Genomic DNA, 18424 nt, shown 5'->3' with positions numbered 1-18424 from the left:
CAATACGATCCTTAGCCCTAACAAAACCGCTAGGGCATCAATACAAAGAAAAGACGAATGTCTGTGGTGGTGGCTAGCGCCACCACATGGCTAATTCAGGGAATACGATCACCAAGCTCAGCACAAATACTTGCAGTGCAATGAACGGCAGCAGCGAGGTGAAAATCTCACCAAGGCTAATGTCTGGCGGCGCAACGGATTTCAGGTAAAACGCAGCGGGGCCAAACGGCGGTGATAAAAACGACACTTGCATGTTTAAGCAGAACACCACGCCAAACCAAATCGGATCAAAACCCAATCCGGTAATAATTGGGACGAAAATAGGCATGGTCAGTAAGGCAACGCCAACCCAGTCGAGGAACATCCCCAATACGAGCAGAATCACCATCATGATCAACAAAGTACCGATCGCGCTGCCACCGCTGAGGCTTAAAATGACCTCTTCAACAAAGTCGATGCCGCCCATCAGGTTGTAAATGCCCACCAGTGCACTGGCGCCGATGCCGATCCACATGATCATACCGCAGGTACGCATGGTGGCGATCGCGCTCTCTTTGAGCATGGTGTAGTTCATCTCACCACGGATAAGCGCCGATAGCATGATGCCCACTACACCCAATGCAGACGCTTCGGTGACTGACGCAACCCCGGTGTAAATGCTGCCCAGTACCACGGCAACAGAAAGCAGTGGGAAGAATAGCGCTTTGAAGTAGCTGACTTGTGGTTCGTCGTCCTCTTCACCGCTATCGCTGGGGATAGGGGCGAGGGCGGGGTTGAGCTTACAACGAATCAATACATAAGCGATGTAGCAGCCCGCTAAGATAAAGGCCGGCAAGAAAGACGCTTTAAACAGATCGCCAATCGAGACGCTGGCTGTCATGCCGTAGATGATCAACACGATACTCGGTGGCAGCATGGTCCCCAATGCACCGCCCGCACAGGTGGTGCCGATAGCGAGCTTACGGTCATAGCCTAGGCGCAGCATTTGTGGCAAGGCCAAGATGCCAAGCAGTACCGTCTCGCCGCCAATCACGCCGGACATAGAGGCAAGCAATACCGCAACCAACAAGGTTTGGACCGCCACCCCGCCACGCACTTTACGCCCGAGCGATTTCATGGCATCAAACAGATCTTTGGCGATGCCCGAGCGGTCGAGCAGCGCCGCCATTAAGACAAACATAGGCACAGCGAGAAACACATAGCCCGAGGTAAAGCTATAGGTACGGCTAGCGATGAGAGGCAAAGCATCGGGCCCAAACCAGCACAGAGTAAAGAAGATCGCGACAAAACCCGTGACAAAGGCCAGCTGCATACCCGTGAGCAGCAAGGCGATCATCATCACCAGCATCAGCACACTGCCCCAAGCGATTCCGATAGAAGATAAATCAAACATGGTTACTCTTCCTTATTTGACGGCTTGAGTCCGGCAATGTCTTGAATAAGGTGAAGGATAAATTGGACGACCAGTATGCAAAGCACAACAAAAATCAGCCCTTTCAGTAGCGCAGGGTAAGGGGCATTGAGCACCGAACCTGAGGTTTCTAAACGCATTTCGCCCCAAGGAGTGAACCAAGACTCTTCGGCCAATGAATAGGCGGCGTACGCCAACATGCCCGCAAAGGCGAGGCCCACAATATGATGGACAATATTCAGGTATTGGCGCGTTCTTGCTGACACCGCATCGTAAATCAGCACGACGCGCACGTGTTTGTTGGTCGCAAAGGCATAGATACCGCCGACCACAAACAAGCTGCCGCCGATAAAGGACGCCGTTTCATGTACCCAGGTGGTCGGGGCGTCGAAGGCGTAGCGCATCACCACTTCATAAAAGGAAATCAGTACGGTGACGATAAACAGGCCGCTGAGGAGGTGGCTCAATTTAATGATGGCCGCGTCTAACAGATTGCGTGGACGCTCCTCAGGCGCCGATGGCGTGTGAGGCATTTTCTCGGGCATAATCTTTTCCAAGGTGAAGGGAGGGCAAGTGCGCCCTCCCAATGGGGGTGTGAGACGTTATAGTAAGCCGTTGTTTTCTAGGAAGCTGGTCACAGAGTCGTACACTTTCTGCGCGTTAGGTGAGCGCTCAGCGAACACTTTCCATTGTGTTTTGGCGATTTCGCGGAACTTCTTACGCTCTTCATCTGACCAGTTATGAATAGTGATGTCTGGATTGGCTTGCGCCTCTTTGACTGCTGCTTGGTCGGCAATTTTCAGCTGAGTGGTCATGTCGTAAGAGAAATCACGCACTGAGGTTTGCAAGATGGTTTGTAGGTCGGCTGGCATCTTGTCCCATTTTTTCTGCGAGATAGAGATATCAATCAACGGTAAAGAGTGAAAGCCCGGCTGGACAGGGTGAGGGGCGATGTCATTCATGCCCGCTTTTTGGTTGGTGGAGAACACGGTGTAATCCGCCGCGTCAATCACGCCTTTGCTCAGGCCGGTAAAGACTTCAGAGCCCGGCAAGTTCACTGGTGTTGCCCCCGCTGCCGCGAAGACCTGCTGCACCAAACCTTCAGGGGCGCGCAGTTTCAATCCTTTCAGGTCATCTACGCCGTTGAGTGGTTTTTTCGAGATGAAGGATTCCACACCCGTGGTCGAGGCGCCGACAAATTTCACGCCGTAGGGCGCATACAACTCGGTCATCAACTCGTTACCGCCACCATAATTCATGTATTGAAGCAGTTGAGTCGTATCGGACCACGCACCCACCATGTTACCAATCAAGCCAAACGCCGGATCTTTACCAGAGAAGTAGCCGGTCGCCGTCACTTGGCCATCTAGGATGCCCATCTTTATTGCACCCAAGGTTTCAGTGTGTTTGACGACCGATCCGACAGGAAGAAGGTCGATGTCAATACGACCGCCAGACATGGTTTCAACGCGCTCAGCCCAGCGTTGCTGTACTTTGAAGTTCAAATCACCCGAGGGATCCGACGATTGAATCTTCAAGGTAAAGTCCGCTGCCAACGCAGAGGCAGAGAAGAGTCCCGTCATGGTGACCGCCAGCAGGGTTTGAGAGAGAGGTTTCATAGTAGGGGTATCCTTTTTTTGATGTTCACGTTTTCCAAGTTAACCACCTTGGCCAATCACGTCGGCCAGGTACGGATGTAATTGTTATGTTACCGGTAACTTATTGTTAAATGTTACCGGTAACATTTAACTTGCGCAGTGAGATAGATCGCATTTATCTATTGATGAAAGGAATGATTGGTTGGAGTGAGAGACAGGTCTCATCCTGACGATGGTAAAGAACAGACAAAGAAAAAGGGCCTTTCTTGCGAAAGGCCCTTTGAGATTCGTTTGAAAAAACGGACTGAGGTTTAGTTCATGCCGTATTTCTTAAGTTTCTTGCGAAGAGTACCGCGGTTGATACCCATCATGGTTGCTGCGCGCGTTTGGTTACCGCGAGTGTACTGCATGATGGTGTCTAGTAGTGGCTGTTCTACTTCAGCTAGAACTAATTCGTAGAGTTCTGTGACTTCTTGGCCGTTCAGTTGTGCCAAGTAGTTTTTAAGAGATGCTTTAACAGAGTCACGTAAAGGCTTTTGAGTAATCTGGTCTTGCGAGGTTACTGTAGTTACTGTTAATGCTTCTGAAGTCAGATTTTGTTCGAACATATTCGGTCTAGCTCTTCTCTTAATTATGATGCAACGTTAAACCCGCATGGCTGCGTCGTAGCGACCGCCAATTAGGCTAAATCAAAGTACCCTTCTAACGCTTCAAGTTGCAGCTCGGCTACATCAATGGCGTTGAAGGTCCGGCGAAACTCACTTGCTTGTTCATGCTCTTTTAGGTACCAACCCACGTGCTTACGCGCGATGCGTGGACCTAAATACTCACCATAAAACTCATGGAGAGCGTTTACATGACCGAGCAGGATGTCTTTCACTTCCGAAACCGGAAGCTCAGGCATCGTGGTACCGTTTTCCAAATAGTGTTGGATTTCCTGGAAAATCCACGGACGACCTTGGGCTGGGCGTCCAATCATTAAGGCGTCCGCACCGGTGTACTCCAGTACGTGTTTGGCTTTCTCTGGGCTATCGATATCACCGTTCGCGATAACCGGTATTGAGATGGCCTCTTTTACCGCTTTAATGCTGTCGTATTCGGCCTCACCTTTGTACATACATGCTTTGGTTCTGCCATGCAGCGCCAAGGCCTGAATGCCGCAGTCTTCGGCTAATTGAGCAATCTGGACACAGTTTTTGTTGTCTGTATCCCAGCCTGTGCGAGTTTTGAGTGTCACAGGGACATCCACTGCGTTGACCACCGCTTTCAGAATCTCTTCGATGATGTCTGGAAACTTGAGCAGCGCAGAACCCGCGAGCTTTTTGTTCACTTTTTTTGCTGGGCAACCCATGTTGATGTCGATGATTTGCGCACCGTTCTCAACGCTAAATTGCGCCGCGTCGGCCATCAACTGTGGATCGGCACCCGCAATCTGCACAGAGCGAATGCCCGATTCGCCTTCATGCACCATGCGTTGCTTAGATTTGGACGTTTTCCAGAGTTTCGGATTGGACGACATCATTTCACTGACGGCCATGCCTGCCCCATATCGAAGACACAACTCACGGAACGGTCTATCCGTGACACCCGCCATAGGCGCGACGATGAGATTGTTCTTAAGTTGGTAGTGTCCGATTTTCAAAACGTCTTCACAGCTTTTGTTCGATGAATAGTCCCCAGCAAGGGCGCGCATTTTACGCATTTTTTTACGCCGTGAAAAGACTAATATTTGAGCATTGACAATTTGTTTTGTTAAATTGTATGAAATTCAGTCAATTAGCCTTGAAAGTCTTATCTAGCCTTGCTTGCGACCTGCTATGCGGCACCACTCACTCTGCTCTTTGATAGGATCAATGTGAAACTCATCACGGTAATAGTCGGCCACATCTTCCGCTTGGGTGTCGAGGACGCCAGACATCGCGAGCTCGCCATTTGGCTTAACTAAAGACTTGATGATGGCAGAAAGCTCACGCAGTGGACCGGCCAAAATGTTCGCCACTACGACATCAGCAACCAGACCTTCTGGTTGATCTTGAGGAAGGAAGACATCGAGTTTGTCGGCCACACCGTTACGCTCTGCGTTGTCTTTTGAGGCGAGCAGAGCTTGCGGATCGATATCGATGCCGATGACGCGCTCTGCGCCCAGTTTGATCGCCGCGATCGCCAAAATGCCCGAACCACAACCAAAGTCGATCACGGTTTTGCCCGATAGATCGAGACTCTCTAGCCACTCGAGGCAGAGCGCCGTGGTGGGGTGAGTACCGGTACCGAATGCGAGGCCAGGGTCCAGCATCACATTGATTGCGTCTGGCTCTGGGACATCTCGCCAGCTTGGGCAAATCCACAGACGCTCACCAAACTTCATTGGGTGGAAGTTGTCCATCCATTCACGTTCCCAATCCTTGTCTTCAAGCTGTTCCACTTTGTACGCAAACCCTTGAGGAAGCAGGCCGCTTTGCGTCATTTGCGCCAGCACAAAATCGGTGTCCGCTTCGGCATCGTAGAGTGCAAGGATGTCGGTGTCGCCCCACAAACGCGTTTCACCCGGCAGCGGCTCGAAGACCGGCGTATCGTGCGCGTCTAAAAAGGTGACCGATAGGGCGCCGGTCTCTTCCATTAACATGTCGCCGATCGGTTCAGCGTTTTCGTTGGTCGCGTTGAGTTTGATTTGAATCCAAGGCATGGTCTGACTCTGCTCGATAAAAAGGAAATTGGCGCAGAGTGTAGCAGAATTGAGCGAGAGGGGGGAGTTGCTAGTTCCTAGTTGTTAGTTCCTAGACGGGACTGTGAAGAATAAAAACGCCCAGCGGTGGCTGGGCGTTAGGAGAGAGCGTTATAACTCAGAGAGTTAGTGGTCTAGACCAAGTTTCTTCTCTAGGTAATGAATGTTGGCACCGCCGTGTTGGAAGTTCTCATCATTCATGATCATCTCTTGCAGTGGCACGTTGGTTTTGATGCCTTCGACGATCAGTTCGCCGAGTGCATTCTTCATGCGTGCGATCGCGACATCACGGTTCTCACCGTAAGTGATCAGTTTGCCGATCATCGAGTCATAGTGCGGTGGCACTGTGTAACCAGAGTAGATGTGCGATTCCCAACGTACGCCCATGCCACCAGGGGCGTGGAAGCGTTCAATTTTACCCGGTGAAGGTAGGAAGCGCTCTGGGTCTTCGGCGTTGATACGACACTCAATCGCGTGGCCGCGGATTTTGATGTCATCTTGCGTGAACGACAGAGGTTGACCTGCAGCAACACGCAGCTGCTCTTTGATTAGGTCGATGCCAGTGACCATTTCAGTGACTGGGTGCTCAACCTGAATACGGGTGTTCATCTCGATGAAGTAGAACTCGCCGTTTTCGTACAAGAACTCGAACGTGCCTGCGCCGCGGTAACCGATCTCGATACACGCACGGGTACAACGCTCACCGATGTACTTGCGCATTTCAGCCGTGATGCCCGGTGCCGGTGCTTCTTCAACCACTTTTTGGTGACGACGCTGCATAGAACAGTCACGTTCACCAAGGTGGATAGCGCCGCCTTGACCGTCTGCGATGACCTGGACTTCAACGTGACGCGGGTTTTCAAGGAATTTCTCCATGTAGACCATGTCATTGTTGAAGGCCGCTTTCGCTTCTGCGCGCGTCATGGCAATGGCTTGCACCAAGTCTTTTTCAGCACGGACCACACGCATACCACGACCGCCGCCGCCGCCAGAGGCTTTGATGATCACTGGGTAGCCGATGCGTTTGGCGTGGGCTTTGTTTTTGTCTTCGTCGTTGTCGAGCGGGCCATCTGAGCCAGGTACACAAGGTACGCCCGCTTTCTTCATTGCGGTGATGGCTGACACTTTGTCGCCCATCATGCGAATGGTCTCAGCTTTTGGACCGACAAAGATGAAGCCGCTGCGCTCAACTTGCTCAGCGAAGTCTGCGTTTTCCGACAAGAAGCCGTAACCTGGGTGGATAGCGACCGCACCGGTCACTTCTGCCGCAGAAATAATACGAGGAATATTGAGGTAACTGTCGATACCACGTGCAGGGCCGATACAGACGGTCTCGTCTGCCAGCAGGACGTGTTTAAGATCGCGGTCAGCCGTTGAGTGGACGGCTACCGTCTTGATACCGAGCTCTTTACAAGCGCGAAGGATACGAAGTGCAATTTCACCTCGGTTCGCGATGACTACTTTATCTAACATAACAGAGGGCCTCTATTATTCGATAACAACAAGCGGTTGATCGAATTCTACCGGTTGGCCGTCTTCAGCAAGGATGGCAGTCACGACGCCAGATTTATCGGCTTCGATTTGGTTCATCATTTTCATCGCTTCAACGATACATAGCGTGTCGCCGGCATTCACTTTCTGACCGACTTCAACAAACGCTTTCGCATCTGGGCTTGGTGAACGGTAGAAAGTACCAACCATTGGAGAAAGAACCTGGTGACCAGACACTGCTGCTGGTGCAGACTCTTGAGCTGCAGGAGCAGGGGCAGCGGCTGGCGCAGGCGCCGCAACCGGTGCTGGCGCGGCTGCGTATTGGATAGGAGCAGGCTGCGCAGGCGCTGCAACGCCGTGACGACTGATGCGTACCGACTCTTCACCTTCAGAGATCTCTAGCTCAGCAATGCCAGACTCTTCAACTAATTCGATAAGCTTCTTAATTTTACGGATATCCATTGTGTCTTTCTCTTTTATCTTGTGAATAAGACAGCGCCTAAAGGCGCTGCAGAGTAGTGAGTATCGGCGTCCATCTGTCCGCCGCGTGTTGTCTTGTTACGCTGACTTGAGCTTGTCTATCGCTGCCATCAACGCAAATTGGTAACCTTGTGCACCTAAACCACAAATCACACCTACTGCTTTATCAGACAGGTAAGAGTGATGACGGAAGGGCTCGCGTGCGTGCACATTGGATAAGTGCACTTCAATAAAGGGAATCGCGACGCCGAGCAGCGCATCGCGCAGCGCGACACTCGTATGAGTAAAGGCCGCTGGATTGATGATGATAAAGTCCACCTCGTTGAGCGACGCGTGGATTTTTTCAATCAGTTCATACTCTCGGTTTGACTGCAAATGCTCCAGTTCGACATCCGCTTGCTGGGCTTGTTCCATCAAGCTGTCGACAATGTCCGCTAAGGTGTGAGAGCCGTAGTGGGCAGGCTCTCTTAGCCCAAGCAGGTTGAGATTTGGACCATTTAGGACAAGAATGCGTGATTTTGCTGTCATTGTGTCGCTATCTTCCTAGTTATTGAGATGAACTCAAATATTCCCACATTATCAAGGATAGGGCATGTCATTTTTAATGCAAACGGAGCCGAATCTTTGAAATTGACCAAGATTATAGCTAATTCAGCGCATTTAGCAGCAATTTACTGGTCTAATCACCTGTAGGGGAGTCAGGAAGTGGGACGAGGATCTAGGCTTGATGCCTTCTCGCGCACGAATAAGAGTGGGATAAGAGTGAAAGTGAGGATGTAAAAACGCCGCGCTTATTGTAAGCGCGGCGGGTAATTTTAGTTCCTAGTTCCTAGTTCCTAGAGTGGCGAGAGTGTTGGAGTGGTCCCCTCTAGGAACTCGCCTCTAGGAACTAGGCACTTAAACCAACTCTGCTTTCTCTTTGATGAGCTTGTCGACCACACTTGGGTCGGCCAAGGTGGAGGTGTCGCCGAGGTTGCTGGTGTCTCCAGTGGCAATCTTGCGCAGGATGCGGCGCATGATTTTGCCCGAGCGGGTTTTCGGTAGCGAATCGGTCCAGTGTAGTACATCTGGGGTGGCAATTGGGCCTATCTCTTTTCTTACCCAATCTTTGACCTCTTTGTGCAGCTCGGCAGAAGGGAACTCGCCGTCGATGAGCGTCACGTAAGCGTAGATGGCTTGGCCTTTAATGTCGTGCGGAATGCCAACAATCGCTGCTTCGGCAATTTTTTCGTGCGCAACGAGCGCCGATTCAATCTCAGCAGTACCCATGCGGTGACCGGAGACATTGAGCACGTCATCGACACGGCCGGTGATCCAGTAGTAGCCATCTTCATCACGACGGGCGCCGTCGCCGGTAAAGTACATGCCTTTGAAGGTGGAGAAATAGGTTTGCTCAAAACGCTCGTGATCGCCATACACGGTGCGCATCTGCCCTGGCCAAGAGTCGAGGATCACCAAGTTGCCCTCAGCGGCTTGTTCTTCAATTACGTTGCCCATGTTATCGACCAGCGCAGGTTGAACGCCAAAGAAAGGACGGGTCGCCGAGCCGGGTTTGAGGTCCGTTGCGCCCGGTAGCGGCGTGATCAAAATGCCGCCGGTTTCGGTTTGCCACCAGGTATCCACAATCGGAGATTGCTCATTACCGATGGTTTTGTAGTACCACTCCCACGCTTCTGGGTTGATGGGTTCACCGACCGAGCCCATGATGCGTAAGCTGTCGCGTGAGGTGCCTTCGATGGCTTCATTGCCTTTCGCCATCAAAGCGCGAATCGCGGTGGGCGCGGTGTAGAGAATGTTGACTTGATGCTTGTCGACCACTTCGCTCATGCGACTGGTGTTGGGATAGTTCGGCACACCCTCAAACAAAATGGTTTTGGCGCCATTGGCGAGCGGGCCATAAATCAGATAGGTGTGACCGGTAATCCAACCCACATCGGCGGTACACCAGAAGGTTTCGCCCGGTTGATAGTCGAATACATATTTGAATGTCATGGTGGCGTAGACCAGGTAGCCGCCGGTGGTGTGCAGCACGCCTTTGGGTTTGCCCGTTGAGCCTGAGGTGTAGAGAATAAACAGCGGATCTTCGGCTTTCATCTCTTCCGGTGGGCAGTGATCAGAGGCTGCGGCTGTGGCTTTGTGCCACCACACATCGCGGTGATCGTGCCAATCAATGTCGCCGCCTGTACGTTTGAGCACCACGACTTTTTCAATCGTTTTCACTTCGGGGTTGGTGAGCGCTTCATCGACGTTTTTCTTCAAAGGCACCGCACGACCGCCGCGCACGCCTTCATCGGCGGTGATCACCACTTTGGCGTCGGAGTCAATAATACGGCCAGAGAGCGCTTCAGGTGAAAAGCCGCCAAACACGACGGTGTGCACCGCGCCAATGCGGGTACAGGCGAGCATGGCGATCGCCGCTTCTGGTACCATCGGCATGTACAGACAGACCACATCGCCTTTGTGTACGCCTTGCTCTTTCAGCGCGTTAGAGAAACGGCACACCTCTTTGTGCAACTCGTTAAACGTGAGCGTTTTGTCGTCTGCCGGGTCGTCCCCTTCCCAGATGATGGCGACGTCATCGCCGCGCTCAGCCAGGTGGCGGTCAATACAGTTGGCGGAGACGTTCAGTGTGCCATCTTCAAACCAGCGAATATCGACGTGGCCGGTATCGAACGAGGTGCTTTTGACTTTAGTGAAGGGTTTGATCCAATCCACCACTTTGCCGTGCTCGCTCCAAAACGCGGTTGGGTCCGTGACCGATTGTTGGTACATGGCAAGGTAGGTGTCATTGTCCGCGTGGGTCGTGGCTTTGATGTTCTCTTTGACTGGATACACGTGGGCTTCACTCATGGCTAATCTCCTTATGCTCTGCTTGGGCTTGCCAAGCAAAGGTGTCCTGTTTGTTGTCGTTTTAAACGGTGAGCGTTTGAATTACTGTTCACTTTCGGCCACCGCCCTCGATTCGACAATTAGACTTTAGGATGAATGGGCGAGATATCGGTGGCCGTGGTCGGCGTAATGGCGAACTTTGCGATCTCGCGCACTCTCCTTGTGTTCGTTCTCCTTGCGTACGTTCAGCGTGAGACGTAGGGCAAGTTGAGGCTCGGTAAGTCGCCGTGGGTTAAACGCACAAACACCATCGCCGCGGCGATGGCGTCTTGCAGCGCGTCATGGCGGCTTTGCAGCGGCAGGTCGAGATGTTTGCAGATGGCATCGAGGCTCAAATCGAAATAGGCGTTAGGCAGGTGTTTTTCCAGCTTGTCGTGGTAGATCTGGCTCACTTCGATGAGTGGGTTGGGCAGAGGAAACCCCAACTGCTTGCGACACGCTAAGTCGAGGATTTTCTTATCGTAACGGATGTGATAGCCGACCAAAGGCCGATTGCCGATAAAATCAAGCAGTTTGATCAGAGCGCGTTTTTCATCGATGCCATCGAGCAAGTCTTGGTGGCGAATGTGGTGAATTTTCACTGAGCCCGAGTCGAGCGATTGCGGCGCGCGTAGGCGCACTTCAAAGGGCGCACTGGTGAGGATGCGATTGTCGATGATTTTGGTCGCCGCAATCGTGACCAGCTCGGCGCGGTTGGGGTCGAGGCTGGTGGTTTCACAATCGAGTGACACGTACTCCCCTTTTTGCAACGCGCCAAATAACGATTGGTAGGGGCTGCCTTTGAGTTTGTAGTACCAGTAACGACGCATCAATAGGTTCATGGATGGCCTCAATCTCGGATCTGGTAGTGATAGCTGAGAAACTGCTTAAATTTCTTCACCACGTGCAAACTGTGGCGCAGCAGATCGCGCTCGGTGCGATCGAGCTGTTTGAGGTCAATTCGGTTGTGGGTGTGTTGGTTACCAAGCTGCTGATGAAGGCGCAGTTTAAAAAACAGTTTCAGCGCTTCACTGAGGTTGTCAGCGGTATCAGGCTCGAGGATTTTTTTGCGCGCAAGACTTTCGATGCGTTCAAAGGTGTTGTGCTCCTCAATGCCGTATTCCAGCGCCAAGGTACGAATACCATGCACGATGGGGAAGATGCCGCCACTTTTCAGATCGACTCCCTTTTTGTCGGTTTTGACGTTGCCAAGCAGCGTCAGTGGCAGAGAGAATTGCAGCGCCGGACGACAAAAGTCCTGCAGCGCCAACATGTTGTTGAGCATCAATCGATGAAGGTGTTCCATGATGGGGTCGAGGAGCGCGAGATTGCCCGCCACTGCATGTGCGTCACTGAAAATTGCCAAGTTCATAATCTGATCGGCGCTGCTCGCTTTGGCCCAGCGGCTCAAGGTGGCGCTCCATTGCGTCTGGCTTCTGACCCACTGCGGATTGTTGACCATCACATTGCCTGGGCAGAGCGGATAACCCAGCTGCTGCAAAGTATGGGTCAGCTGCTGCATGACGGCTTCACACTGCGGCCATTCCAGATCGGGGGCGAGAATCAGCGCGTTGTCTTGGTCGGTTTTTAAGATCTGCTCCCCACGCCCTTCTGAGCCTAAAACGATCAAACAGCAGTGATCGTGAAGGGCGGGAGGAACAATCAGTTCAAAGGCTTTCTCGATAATTTGTTCATTAACGGCAGAAATCAGCTCCATGATAAAGCGGGTGCGAATACCATTGCCAAGCAGGCTCTCGACCAAGTGGCGCTGGCGGTTCGACGCGAGCGCGAGCTCTTCGACACTGCTCGCTCTGGCAATGCTCAAACTCAACACATGTGAGTGAGTGGAAAAGGCGCTGAGGATTTGCGTCATATCCAGCATGCCGACCGCTTCTTTGCCATCGGCGACCATCACGCGCTTCATGCGTTGACGCGTCATTTTGATCATCGCATTAAACAGAAACTCGCCATCGTCGACATGGATGACAGGAAATGTTGCGATCTCGCCCACTGGGGTGTCGAGTGGGTGGTCATCCAACATGACCGCATGGAGCATATTGGTGCGCGTGACAATGCCAAAGGGCAGCTCATGAGGATGGTCGGCAAGCCTTGGGTCATCCTCTTCTAATCGTACCAGAGCGGCATCAATAGCGTTCTCTTTGAGTGTGCGGGTCACTTCATTGAGCGGCATATTGGGGGCAATCACCATCGGTGGATGATAGATGGCTTTATCGACTTTGGTCAGAATGAACTCGGCTAGGTTTTGCTGCTGCTGCGCGGCTTCAATCAATTCCTGACGGCGCGCCAGATTGGTATCAAAATAGGCGGCAAACTGGCCATTCTCGTTGTAGAGCGCCATAAAGGTCGCTTTGGGCAGTAGGTAAGCGAGGGTATCTTCTAGCGCCACGTAATGGTGCTTAGATTGGCCATCAAACAGGCCGCGCACATCAAACAAGTCATCATTGGCGTAGTGAGCAAAAATTTCGTTGCCATCCTGCGAGCGCTCTTCCACCGCGCCTTTGATCAAAATATGCAGATGATCCACACGCGCGCCGGGCTTAATCAAGCTCTCCTTAGTGCGGAAATAGGCGACATCCAGCGCCGAGCGCAACTCGGTTTGCTGCGCTTCACTCAGCCTATCAAACGGCGGTGACTGCATATTGAATTTATCAGGCATAGCGGCTCTACACTCTCGCTCTACAGTTCGGGGTAGGTGAATAAATAAAGTGTGCGCGATCAGCGTATAAATGCCAGACGACTTTGGTCTTATAGGGGGGGAGTGCCTAGTTTCTAGTGCCTAGTTCCTAGAGGTCTGATTCTAGGAAGTCGGCTCGTGCTTCTAGCAACCCACTTCTAGGAACTAGGCACTGCCTTCTAGGCACTGTCTTCTAGGAACTAGGAACTAACCTCTAGGCACTTCTTCCCTTTTTATTCCATGCAAACGCGGTCATAATGCCGCCGTTGTCTACTCCCTTATCCTGACTGAGGTTTGCATGTTCACTCCTTCTCCCTATGGTTGGATCTCACAATATTTTGCGGGGTTCTTTTTTGCTTATGGCGTCTATTTGCCGTTTTGGGCGCTGTGGTTTGAAAACCAAGGAGTGACGCCGACCGACATTGGTGTCTTGGTCGGGATTGGCTTTGCGACGCGCTGCGTGGCGAACTTGGTGTTAACGCCGCGCATTCATAAGGTAGAGCACTTGATGCCGGCGCTGCGTTGGTTCAGTTTGGCGGGGCTGCTGTTTGTTGGTTTCCACTTTTTTACCGGCGGAAGTTTTTGGTTAATGGCGCTGGCGACGGTGCAGTTTAACCTTTGCTGCGGGCCGATTGTGCCGCTCTCTGATGCGATGGCCAACTACTACGCGCGACTCAATAAGCTCGATTATGGTCGCACGCGCTTGTGGGGGTCGATTGCCTTTATTGCCGGCTCGACCGTGGTCGGGTTTATGGTTGCCCATTTTGGCAGCGACATGATTGTGTTGACGGCGATGGCGGGCATGTTGGCGGCTTGGCTAATGAGTTTAAGGCGCATCCAGCCTATGCCGGTGACCAGTGATGTCAGTGCTGGCGTGAGACCGAAATTGATGGAGCTGCTGCGTGAAGGTCCAGTGGTGAAGTTTCTCCTGCTGGTGGCGCTGATTCAGGGCAGTCATGCGGCGTACTACAGCTTTAGTGCGATTCATTGGAAAGCGGCGGGGTACTCCGAAGACATCATCGGCTATTTGTGGAGCTTAGGGGTGGTGGCGGAAGTGGCGGTGTTTGCCCTGAGCAAGCGACTGTTTTCTGGTTGGTCACTGCGCGCTATGTTTGCGCTCGCCTCAATTGGGGTGATGGTGCGTTGGGGCATGACGGCATCGACGACGCTACTGCTCGCTTTGGTGCTGATTCAACTGCTGCACGGCGTGACCTTTGCGGTGGCGCACATTGCCGCGATTCAGTACATCCAACACTCCGAGCAACGAAAAATGGTGGCGCTGCAAGCCTTGTACAATGCCATTCCGCTTGGCGCTGTGATTGCTTTGATGACGACCTTAAGCGGCTGGGGTTTTGAGCACTGGGGCGCAAACGTCTTCTGGGCGATGGCCTTGATGGGCGCTGTGTCGCTATTTATTAAAGTGGCGCCACAAGAGAATCCCGTGACCTCTGAGCAATTTGTCAATGAAGCGCAAGCCGCCAAGGAAGCAGAGCCGCAAGAGGGAGAAAAAGCCACGGAAAGCGGCGCGTAAAGCACAGAATTTACTCAAGTCGATTGAGTTGCCGCCAGCAAATTCGTTTAATAAGTTAACCCTTATCGCTCACCTCACTGGCGCGGCGATGGGGAGTACCGATAAACGACGATAAGGATATCGAATGCAAGGTTGGTTGGTGATCGCGGTTTCGCTTCTCTATCTTGGGCTGCTTTTTTTGATCGCATGGTATGGCGATAATCGCGTCAAGTGGTTGTCGCGCTGGCGGCCTTGGGTCTACAGCCTTTCGATTGCGGTCTACTGCACCTCATGGACGTTTTATGGCACCGTCGGTCAGGCGAGCAGCAATCCTTGGTCCTTTCTGCCTATCTATGTGGCGCCGATTCTGGTCTTTACCCTCGGTTGGCGCGTCCTCGCTCGCTTGGTGATCACCGCCAAGCGTGAGCATATTACTTCCATCGCCGACTTTATCGCGGCTCGTTATGGTAAATCTCAAGGGCTGGCAGTGGCGATCACCTTTATTGCTGTGATTGGTATTTTGCCCTACATCGCGCTGCAACTGCGTGGCATTACCATGGGGCTAGAGATCATCGCGCCGAGCGTGAGTGAGGATTTCGCCCGCTTTGGTTTTGATGTGTCATGGTTTGTGGTCGGGGCGCTGGCGGTGTTTACCATGCTGTTTGGTACGCGTCATATTGATAATACCGAGCACCACCGCGGCATGATGATGGCGATTGCGTTTGAGTCGCTGGTCAAGCTGGTGGCGTTTTTGGTGGTCGGCTGTTTTATTCTCTATCTCGCCTTTAGCCGCAGTGACATTCAGCTGATGGCGATTGCCGCCGAGACTTATCAATCCCCCAATATCCCGACGTTGCTGATCCACACCGCCCTGACCATGATGGCGATCGTCTGTTTGCCGCGTCAGTTTCATACCATGGTGGTGGAGAACGAACGCGCGCAAGATTTGCATACCGCGCGCTGGCTCTTCCCGCTTTATCTGGTATTAATGGGGCTGTTTGTCCTGCCGATTGCGTGGGTCGGCCAAGGCATCTTAAGCGGCGAAAGCCCAGATACCTATGTGATCAGCTTGCCTATGGCGGTGGGCGCGCAAGATTTCGCTCTGCTGGCGTTTTTAGGCGGCACCTCGGCGGCCAGTGGCATGGTGATTGTCTCGACCATCGCGCTGGCGATCATGGTGTCGAATGATATGGTGATGCCATTACTGCTGCGCCGTATGCGCCTCTCGCATCGTAACCATCGTCACTTCTCTGGCTTGCTGTTGATCATTCGTCGCGGCTTGATTTTGCTGCTACTGCTTGGCGCTTGGGGCTTTTATCAGGCGCTGGGCAGCATTCATTCGCTCTCTGCGATCGGTTTTCTCTCGTTTGCGGCGATCACCCAGTTTGCCCCGGCGCTGATTGGCGGCATGTACTGGCGTCAAGGCAATCGCAAAGGTGTGTATGTCGGGCTAGGTTTTGGTTTTACCTTATGGCTGATCACCTTGATGAGCCAAACCGGCATCTTAGCGGGGGATGCACAAAGCAACTTCCTGTTGTGGATCATCACGCCGCCAGAAGGATTGGCATCACTGGGCATTGCGCGCTCTGATTGGGGGATGCTGCTGAGCATCAGCGCTAACCTGTTCTTCTATTTGCTGGTGTCGAGTGTCACGCGCTCGAGCCTTAGCGAGCGGTTACAGTCGGCCTCGTTTATCGGTACGCCGCTGCCAGAGAGCGAGAACATGAGCCTTTACCAGAGCCGAGTGACGGTCGGTGAGTTGGAAATGCTCGCCTCACGCTTTGTCGGCAGGCAGCGGGTGCGCAGCGCGTTTCGTCAATATTGGCAGCAGCAACGCGAGACACTGATGCCTAATCAGCAAGCGCCCTCGACCTTGATTCGCCATACTGAGCGCGTGTTGGCCGGCGTGTTTGGTGCCTCGTCGGCGAAGCTGGTGCTCACCTCTGCGCTGCAAGGGCGCAACATGCAGCTTGAAGAGGTGGCGACCATTGTCGATGAGGCCTCCGAGCTGTATGACTTTAGTCGCGGCTTGCTGCAAGGGGCGATTGAACATATTGGTCAAGGCATTGCCGTGGTGGACAAGCAATTGCGTTTGGTGGCGTGGAATCAGCGGTATCTTGAGTTATTTGAGTTTCCGCCCGGCTTGATTCAAGTGGGCAGGCCGATCGCCGATGTGATTCGCCACAACGCCGAGCAGGGGCTGTGTGGCCCCGGTGACCCAGAAGATCACGTTCGCAGGCGGGTGTATCACTTAGAACAAGGCACGCGTCATACCTCTTCACGTGTCAGGCCCGATGGGCGCGTGATTGAGGTGCAAGGCAACCCGATGCCCGGCGGCGGCTTTGTGATGAGTTTTACCGACATTACCGTGTTCCGCGACGCCGAGCAGGCGCTGATCGACGCCAATGAAACCCTAGAAGAGCGCGTTCGAGAGCGCACCTTTGAGCTGGAAAAACTCAACAAAAAGTTGGTCAGTGCGACCCAGCGTTCCGAGCGCGAATCGCAGTCCAAATCACGCTTTCTGGCCGCGGTGAGCCACGATTTGATGCAGCCGCTCAATGCCGCGCGCTTGTTTGCCTCCTCTTTATCTGAAGTGACGAAAGCTGACTCGGTCTCTATTTCTTCTTCGACTGCTATGGAGGAGGGGAAAGAGTCAGAGGCGCAGCGTCTTGCTCACCATATCGAAAGTGCCCTTGGCGCGGCAGAAGATTTGATTGGCGATCTGCTCGATATTTCGCGTTTGGAGTCTGGCAAGCTGGAGGTTCACATTCACCCCTTTGCGCTCAATGATGTGCTCTCCAACCTCAATGCCGAGTTTAGCGCTCTGGCGAAAAAGCAAGGTATCGACTTTCGCATGATGCCGAGTGACTTGGTGGTTGAGTCAGACCCTAAACTGCTGCGCCGCGTGGTGCAAAACTTCCTCACCAATGCGTTTCGTTACAACCCACAAGGCAAGGTAGTGCTCGGCGTGCGCCGCATCCAAGGTGAGGCACGCATTGAGGTATGGGATAACGGCGTGGGGATTGATGAAGACAAGCAGCAAGAGATCTTTGAAGAGTTTAATCGTGGCAGCCATGCCCAAGATGGCCAAGGGCTACGCGATCAAGGGTTGGGTCTGGGGCTCGCCATTTCCAAAGGTATCGCGCATGTACTCAATCATGAAATAGGGATGCGCTCATGGCCTGGGCGTGGCAGCGTGTTTTCGATTCGTCTGCCGCGCGCGGTGCATGCCAGCCCAGCCCCTGTGCCTGCCGCGGCGCCGAGTGTCGGCGATCTCAGCCACTTGCGCGTGCTGTGTGTCGATAACGAAACGGATATTTTGGTCGGGATGGAGACACTGCTTGGCCGCTGGGGATGTGAGGTGCGCAGCGCCACCGATCTGGTCAGCGCGTTGGCGGCGATGGACGAGCAGTGGCAGCCGGATGTGATTTTGTCTGATTACCGCCTCGATCACGGCCGAACGGGTTTAGAAGTGTTGCAGCAATGTCGCTTGCGACTGGGCGCGCGATTTAAAGGGGTGATCATCAGCGCCGATCGCACCCAAGAGATGATGCAAGGCATCGAGTCGAGCGGATTTGCGTTTATCGCCAAGCCGGTCAAACCGTTGAAATTGAGAGCTATGCTGAATGGGCTTTAGCCTGACGGAAAA

The 18424-nt window shown here is 53.0% G+C and carries 14 protein-coding genes; 2 read left to right on the top strand and 12 right to left on the bottom strand.

The window, feature by feature from the left end; genetic code table 11:
• Window positions 1-73: 73 nt before the first annotated feature.
• The 12 genes from AC6R0S_RS02960 to AC6R0S_RS02905 form a co-directional block, all read right to left on the bottom strand.
• A complete protein-coding gene (locus AC6R0S_RS02960; RefSeq protein ID WP_487902794.1) occupies window positions 74-1393 on the bottom strand; it encodes a TRAP transporter large permease in 1320 nt (439 codons plus the stop codon).
• Window positions 1394-1395: 2 nt separating this feature from the next.
• Complete coding sequence (locus tag AC6R0S_RS02955; protein WP_334554721.1) at window positions 1396-1956, bottom strand: TRAP transporter small permease subunit; 561 nt, start codon at window positions 1954-1956, stop codon at window positions 1396-1398.
• A gap of 57 nt (window positions 1957-2013) precedes the next feature.
• On the bottom strand, window positions 2014-3030 hold the full coding sequence (locus AC6R0S_RS02950) for a TRAP transporter substrate-binding protein (RefSeq protein WP_487902793.1): 1017 nt from the start codon (window positions 3028-3030) through the stop codon (window positions 2014-2016).
• Window positions 3031-3320: 290 nt separating this feature from the next.
• Window positions 3321-3617, bottom strand: a complete 297-nt coding sequence (gene fis, locus AC6R0S_RS02945; protein ID WP_000462885.1) for a DNA-binding transcriptional regulator Fis — start codon at window positions 3615-3617, stop codon at window positions 3321-3323.
• A gap of 71 nt (window positions 3618-3688) precedes the next feature.
• Window positions 3689-4651 carry a tRNA dihydrouridine synthase DusB gene (gene dusB / locus AC6R0S_RS02940; protein WP_487902817.1) on the bottom strand — a complete coding sequence of 321 codons (963 nt, stop codon included), beginning with the start codon at window positions 4649-4651 and terminating at the stop codon, window positions 3689-3691.
• Window positions 4652-4804: 153 nt separating this feature from the next.
• Window positions 4805-5692, bottom strand: coding sequence for a 50S ribosomal protein L11 methyltransferase (gene prmA / locus AC6R0S_RS02935; RefSeq protein WP_500633620.1), 888 nt, complete (start codon window positions 5690-5692; stop codon window positions 4805-4807).
• A gap of 165 nt (window positions 5693-5857) precedes the next feature.
• Window positions 5858-7204, bottom strand: a complete 1347-nt coding sequence (gene accC, locus AC6R0S_RS02930) for an acetyl-CoA carboxylase biotin carboxylase subunit (protein WP_500633619.1) — start codon at window positions 7202-7204, stop codon at window positions 5858-5860.
• Between the two features lie 15 nt (window positions 7205-7219).
• The gene (gene accB / locus AC6R0S_RS02925; protein ID WP_487902788.1) at window positions 7220-7684 is read right to left on the bottom strand and encodes an acetyl-CoA carboxylase biotin carboxyl carrier protein; all 465 of its coding nucleotides are present in this window, start codon (window positions 7682-7684) and stop codon (window positions 7220-7222) included.
• 96 nt (window positions 7685-7780) lie between these two features.
• Window positions 7781-8230 carry a type II 3-dehydroquinate dehydratase gene (aroQ, locus tag AC6R0S_RS02920; RefSeq protein ID WP_334554711.1) on the bottom strand — a complete coding sequence of 150 codons (450 nt, stop codon included), beginning with the start codon at window positions 8228-8230 and terminating at the stop codon, window positions 7781-7783.
• A 369-nt stretch (window positions 8231-8599) separates the two neighbouring features.
• Entirely contained in the window at window positions 8600-10552 is a 1953-nt protein-coding gene (gene acs / locus AC6R0S_RS02915) for an acetate--CoA ligase (protein WP_487902787.1), read from the bottom strand.
• 224 nt (window positions 10553-10776) lie between these two features.
• Entirely contained in the window at window positions 10777-11412 is a 636-nt protein-coding gene (locus AC6R0S_RS02910; RefSeq protein ID WP_334554707.1) for a 3'-5' exonuclease, read from the bottom strand.
• A gap of 8 nt (window positions 11413-11420) precedes the next feature.
• Window positions 11421-13247 carry a DUF294 nucleotidyltransferase-like domain-containing protein gene (locus AC6R0S_RS02905; RefSeq protein ID WP_500637168.1) on the bottom strand — a complete coding sequence of 609 codons (1827 nt, stop codon included), beginning with the start codon at window positions 13245-13247 and terminating at the stop codon, window positions 11421-11423.
• A gap of 316 nt (window positions 13248-13563) precedes the next feature.
• On the opposite strand from AC6R0S_RS02905, the gene AC6R0S_RS02900 reads away from it, so the two are divergent.
• Window positions 13564-14796 (top strand): 3-phenylpropionate MFS transporter, encoded by a 1233-nt coding sequence (locus AC6R0S_RS02900; RefSeq protein ID WP_500637167.1) that lies wholly within the window; start codon window positions 13564-13566, stop codon window positions 14794-14796.
• Window positions 14797-14920: 124 nt separating this feature from the next.
• A complete protein-coding gene (locus AC6R0S_RS02895; RefSeq protein ID WP_500637166.1) occupies window positions 14921-18412 on the top strand; it encodes a hybrid sensor histidine kinase/response regulator in 3492 nt (1163 codons plus the stop codon).
• Window positions 18413-18424 lie beyond the last annotated feature (12 nt).

This window comes from Vibrio sp. R15-SG3-ISO1B, assembly GCF_059833835.1.
This window is presented reverse-complemented; position numbering and strand designations above follow the sequence as displayed.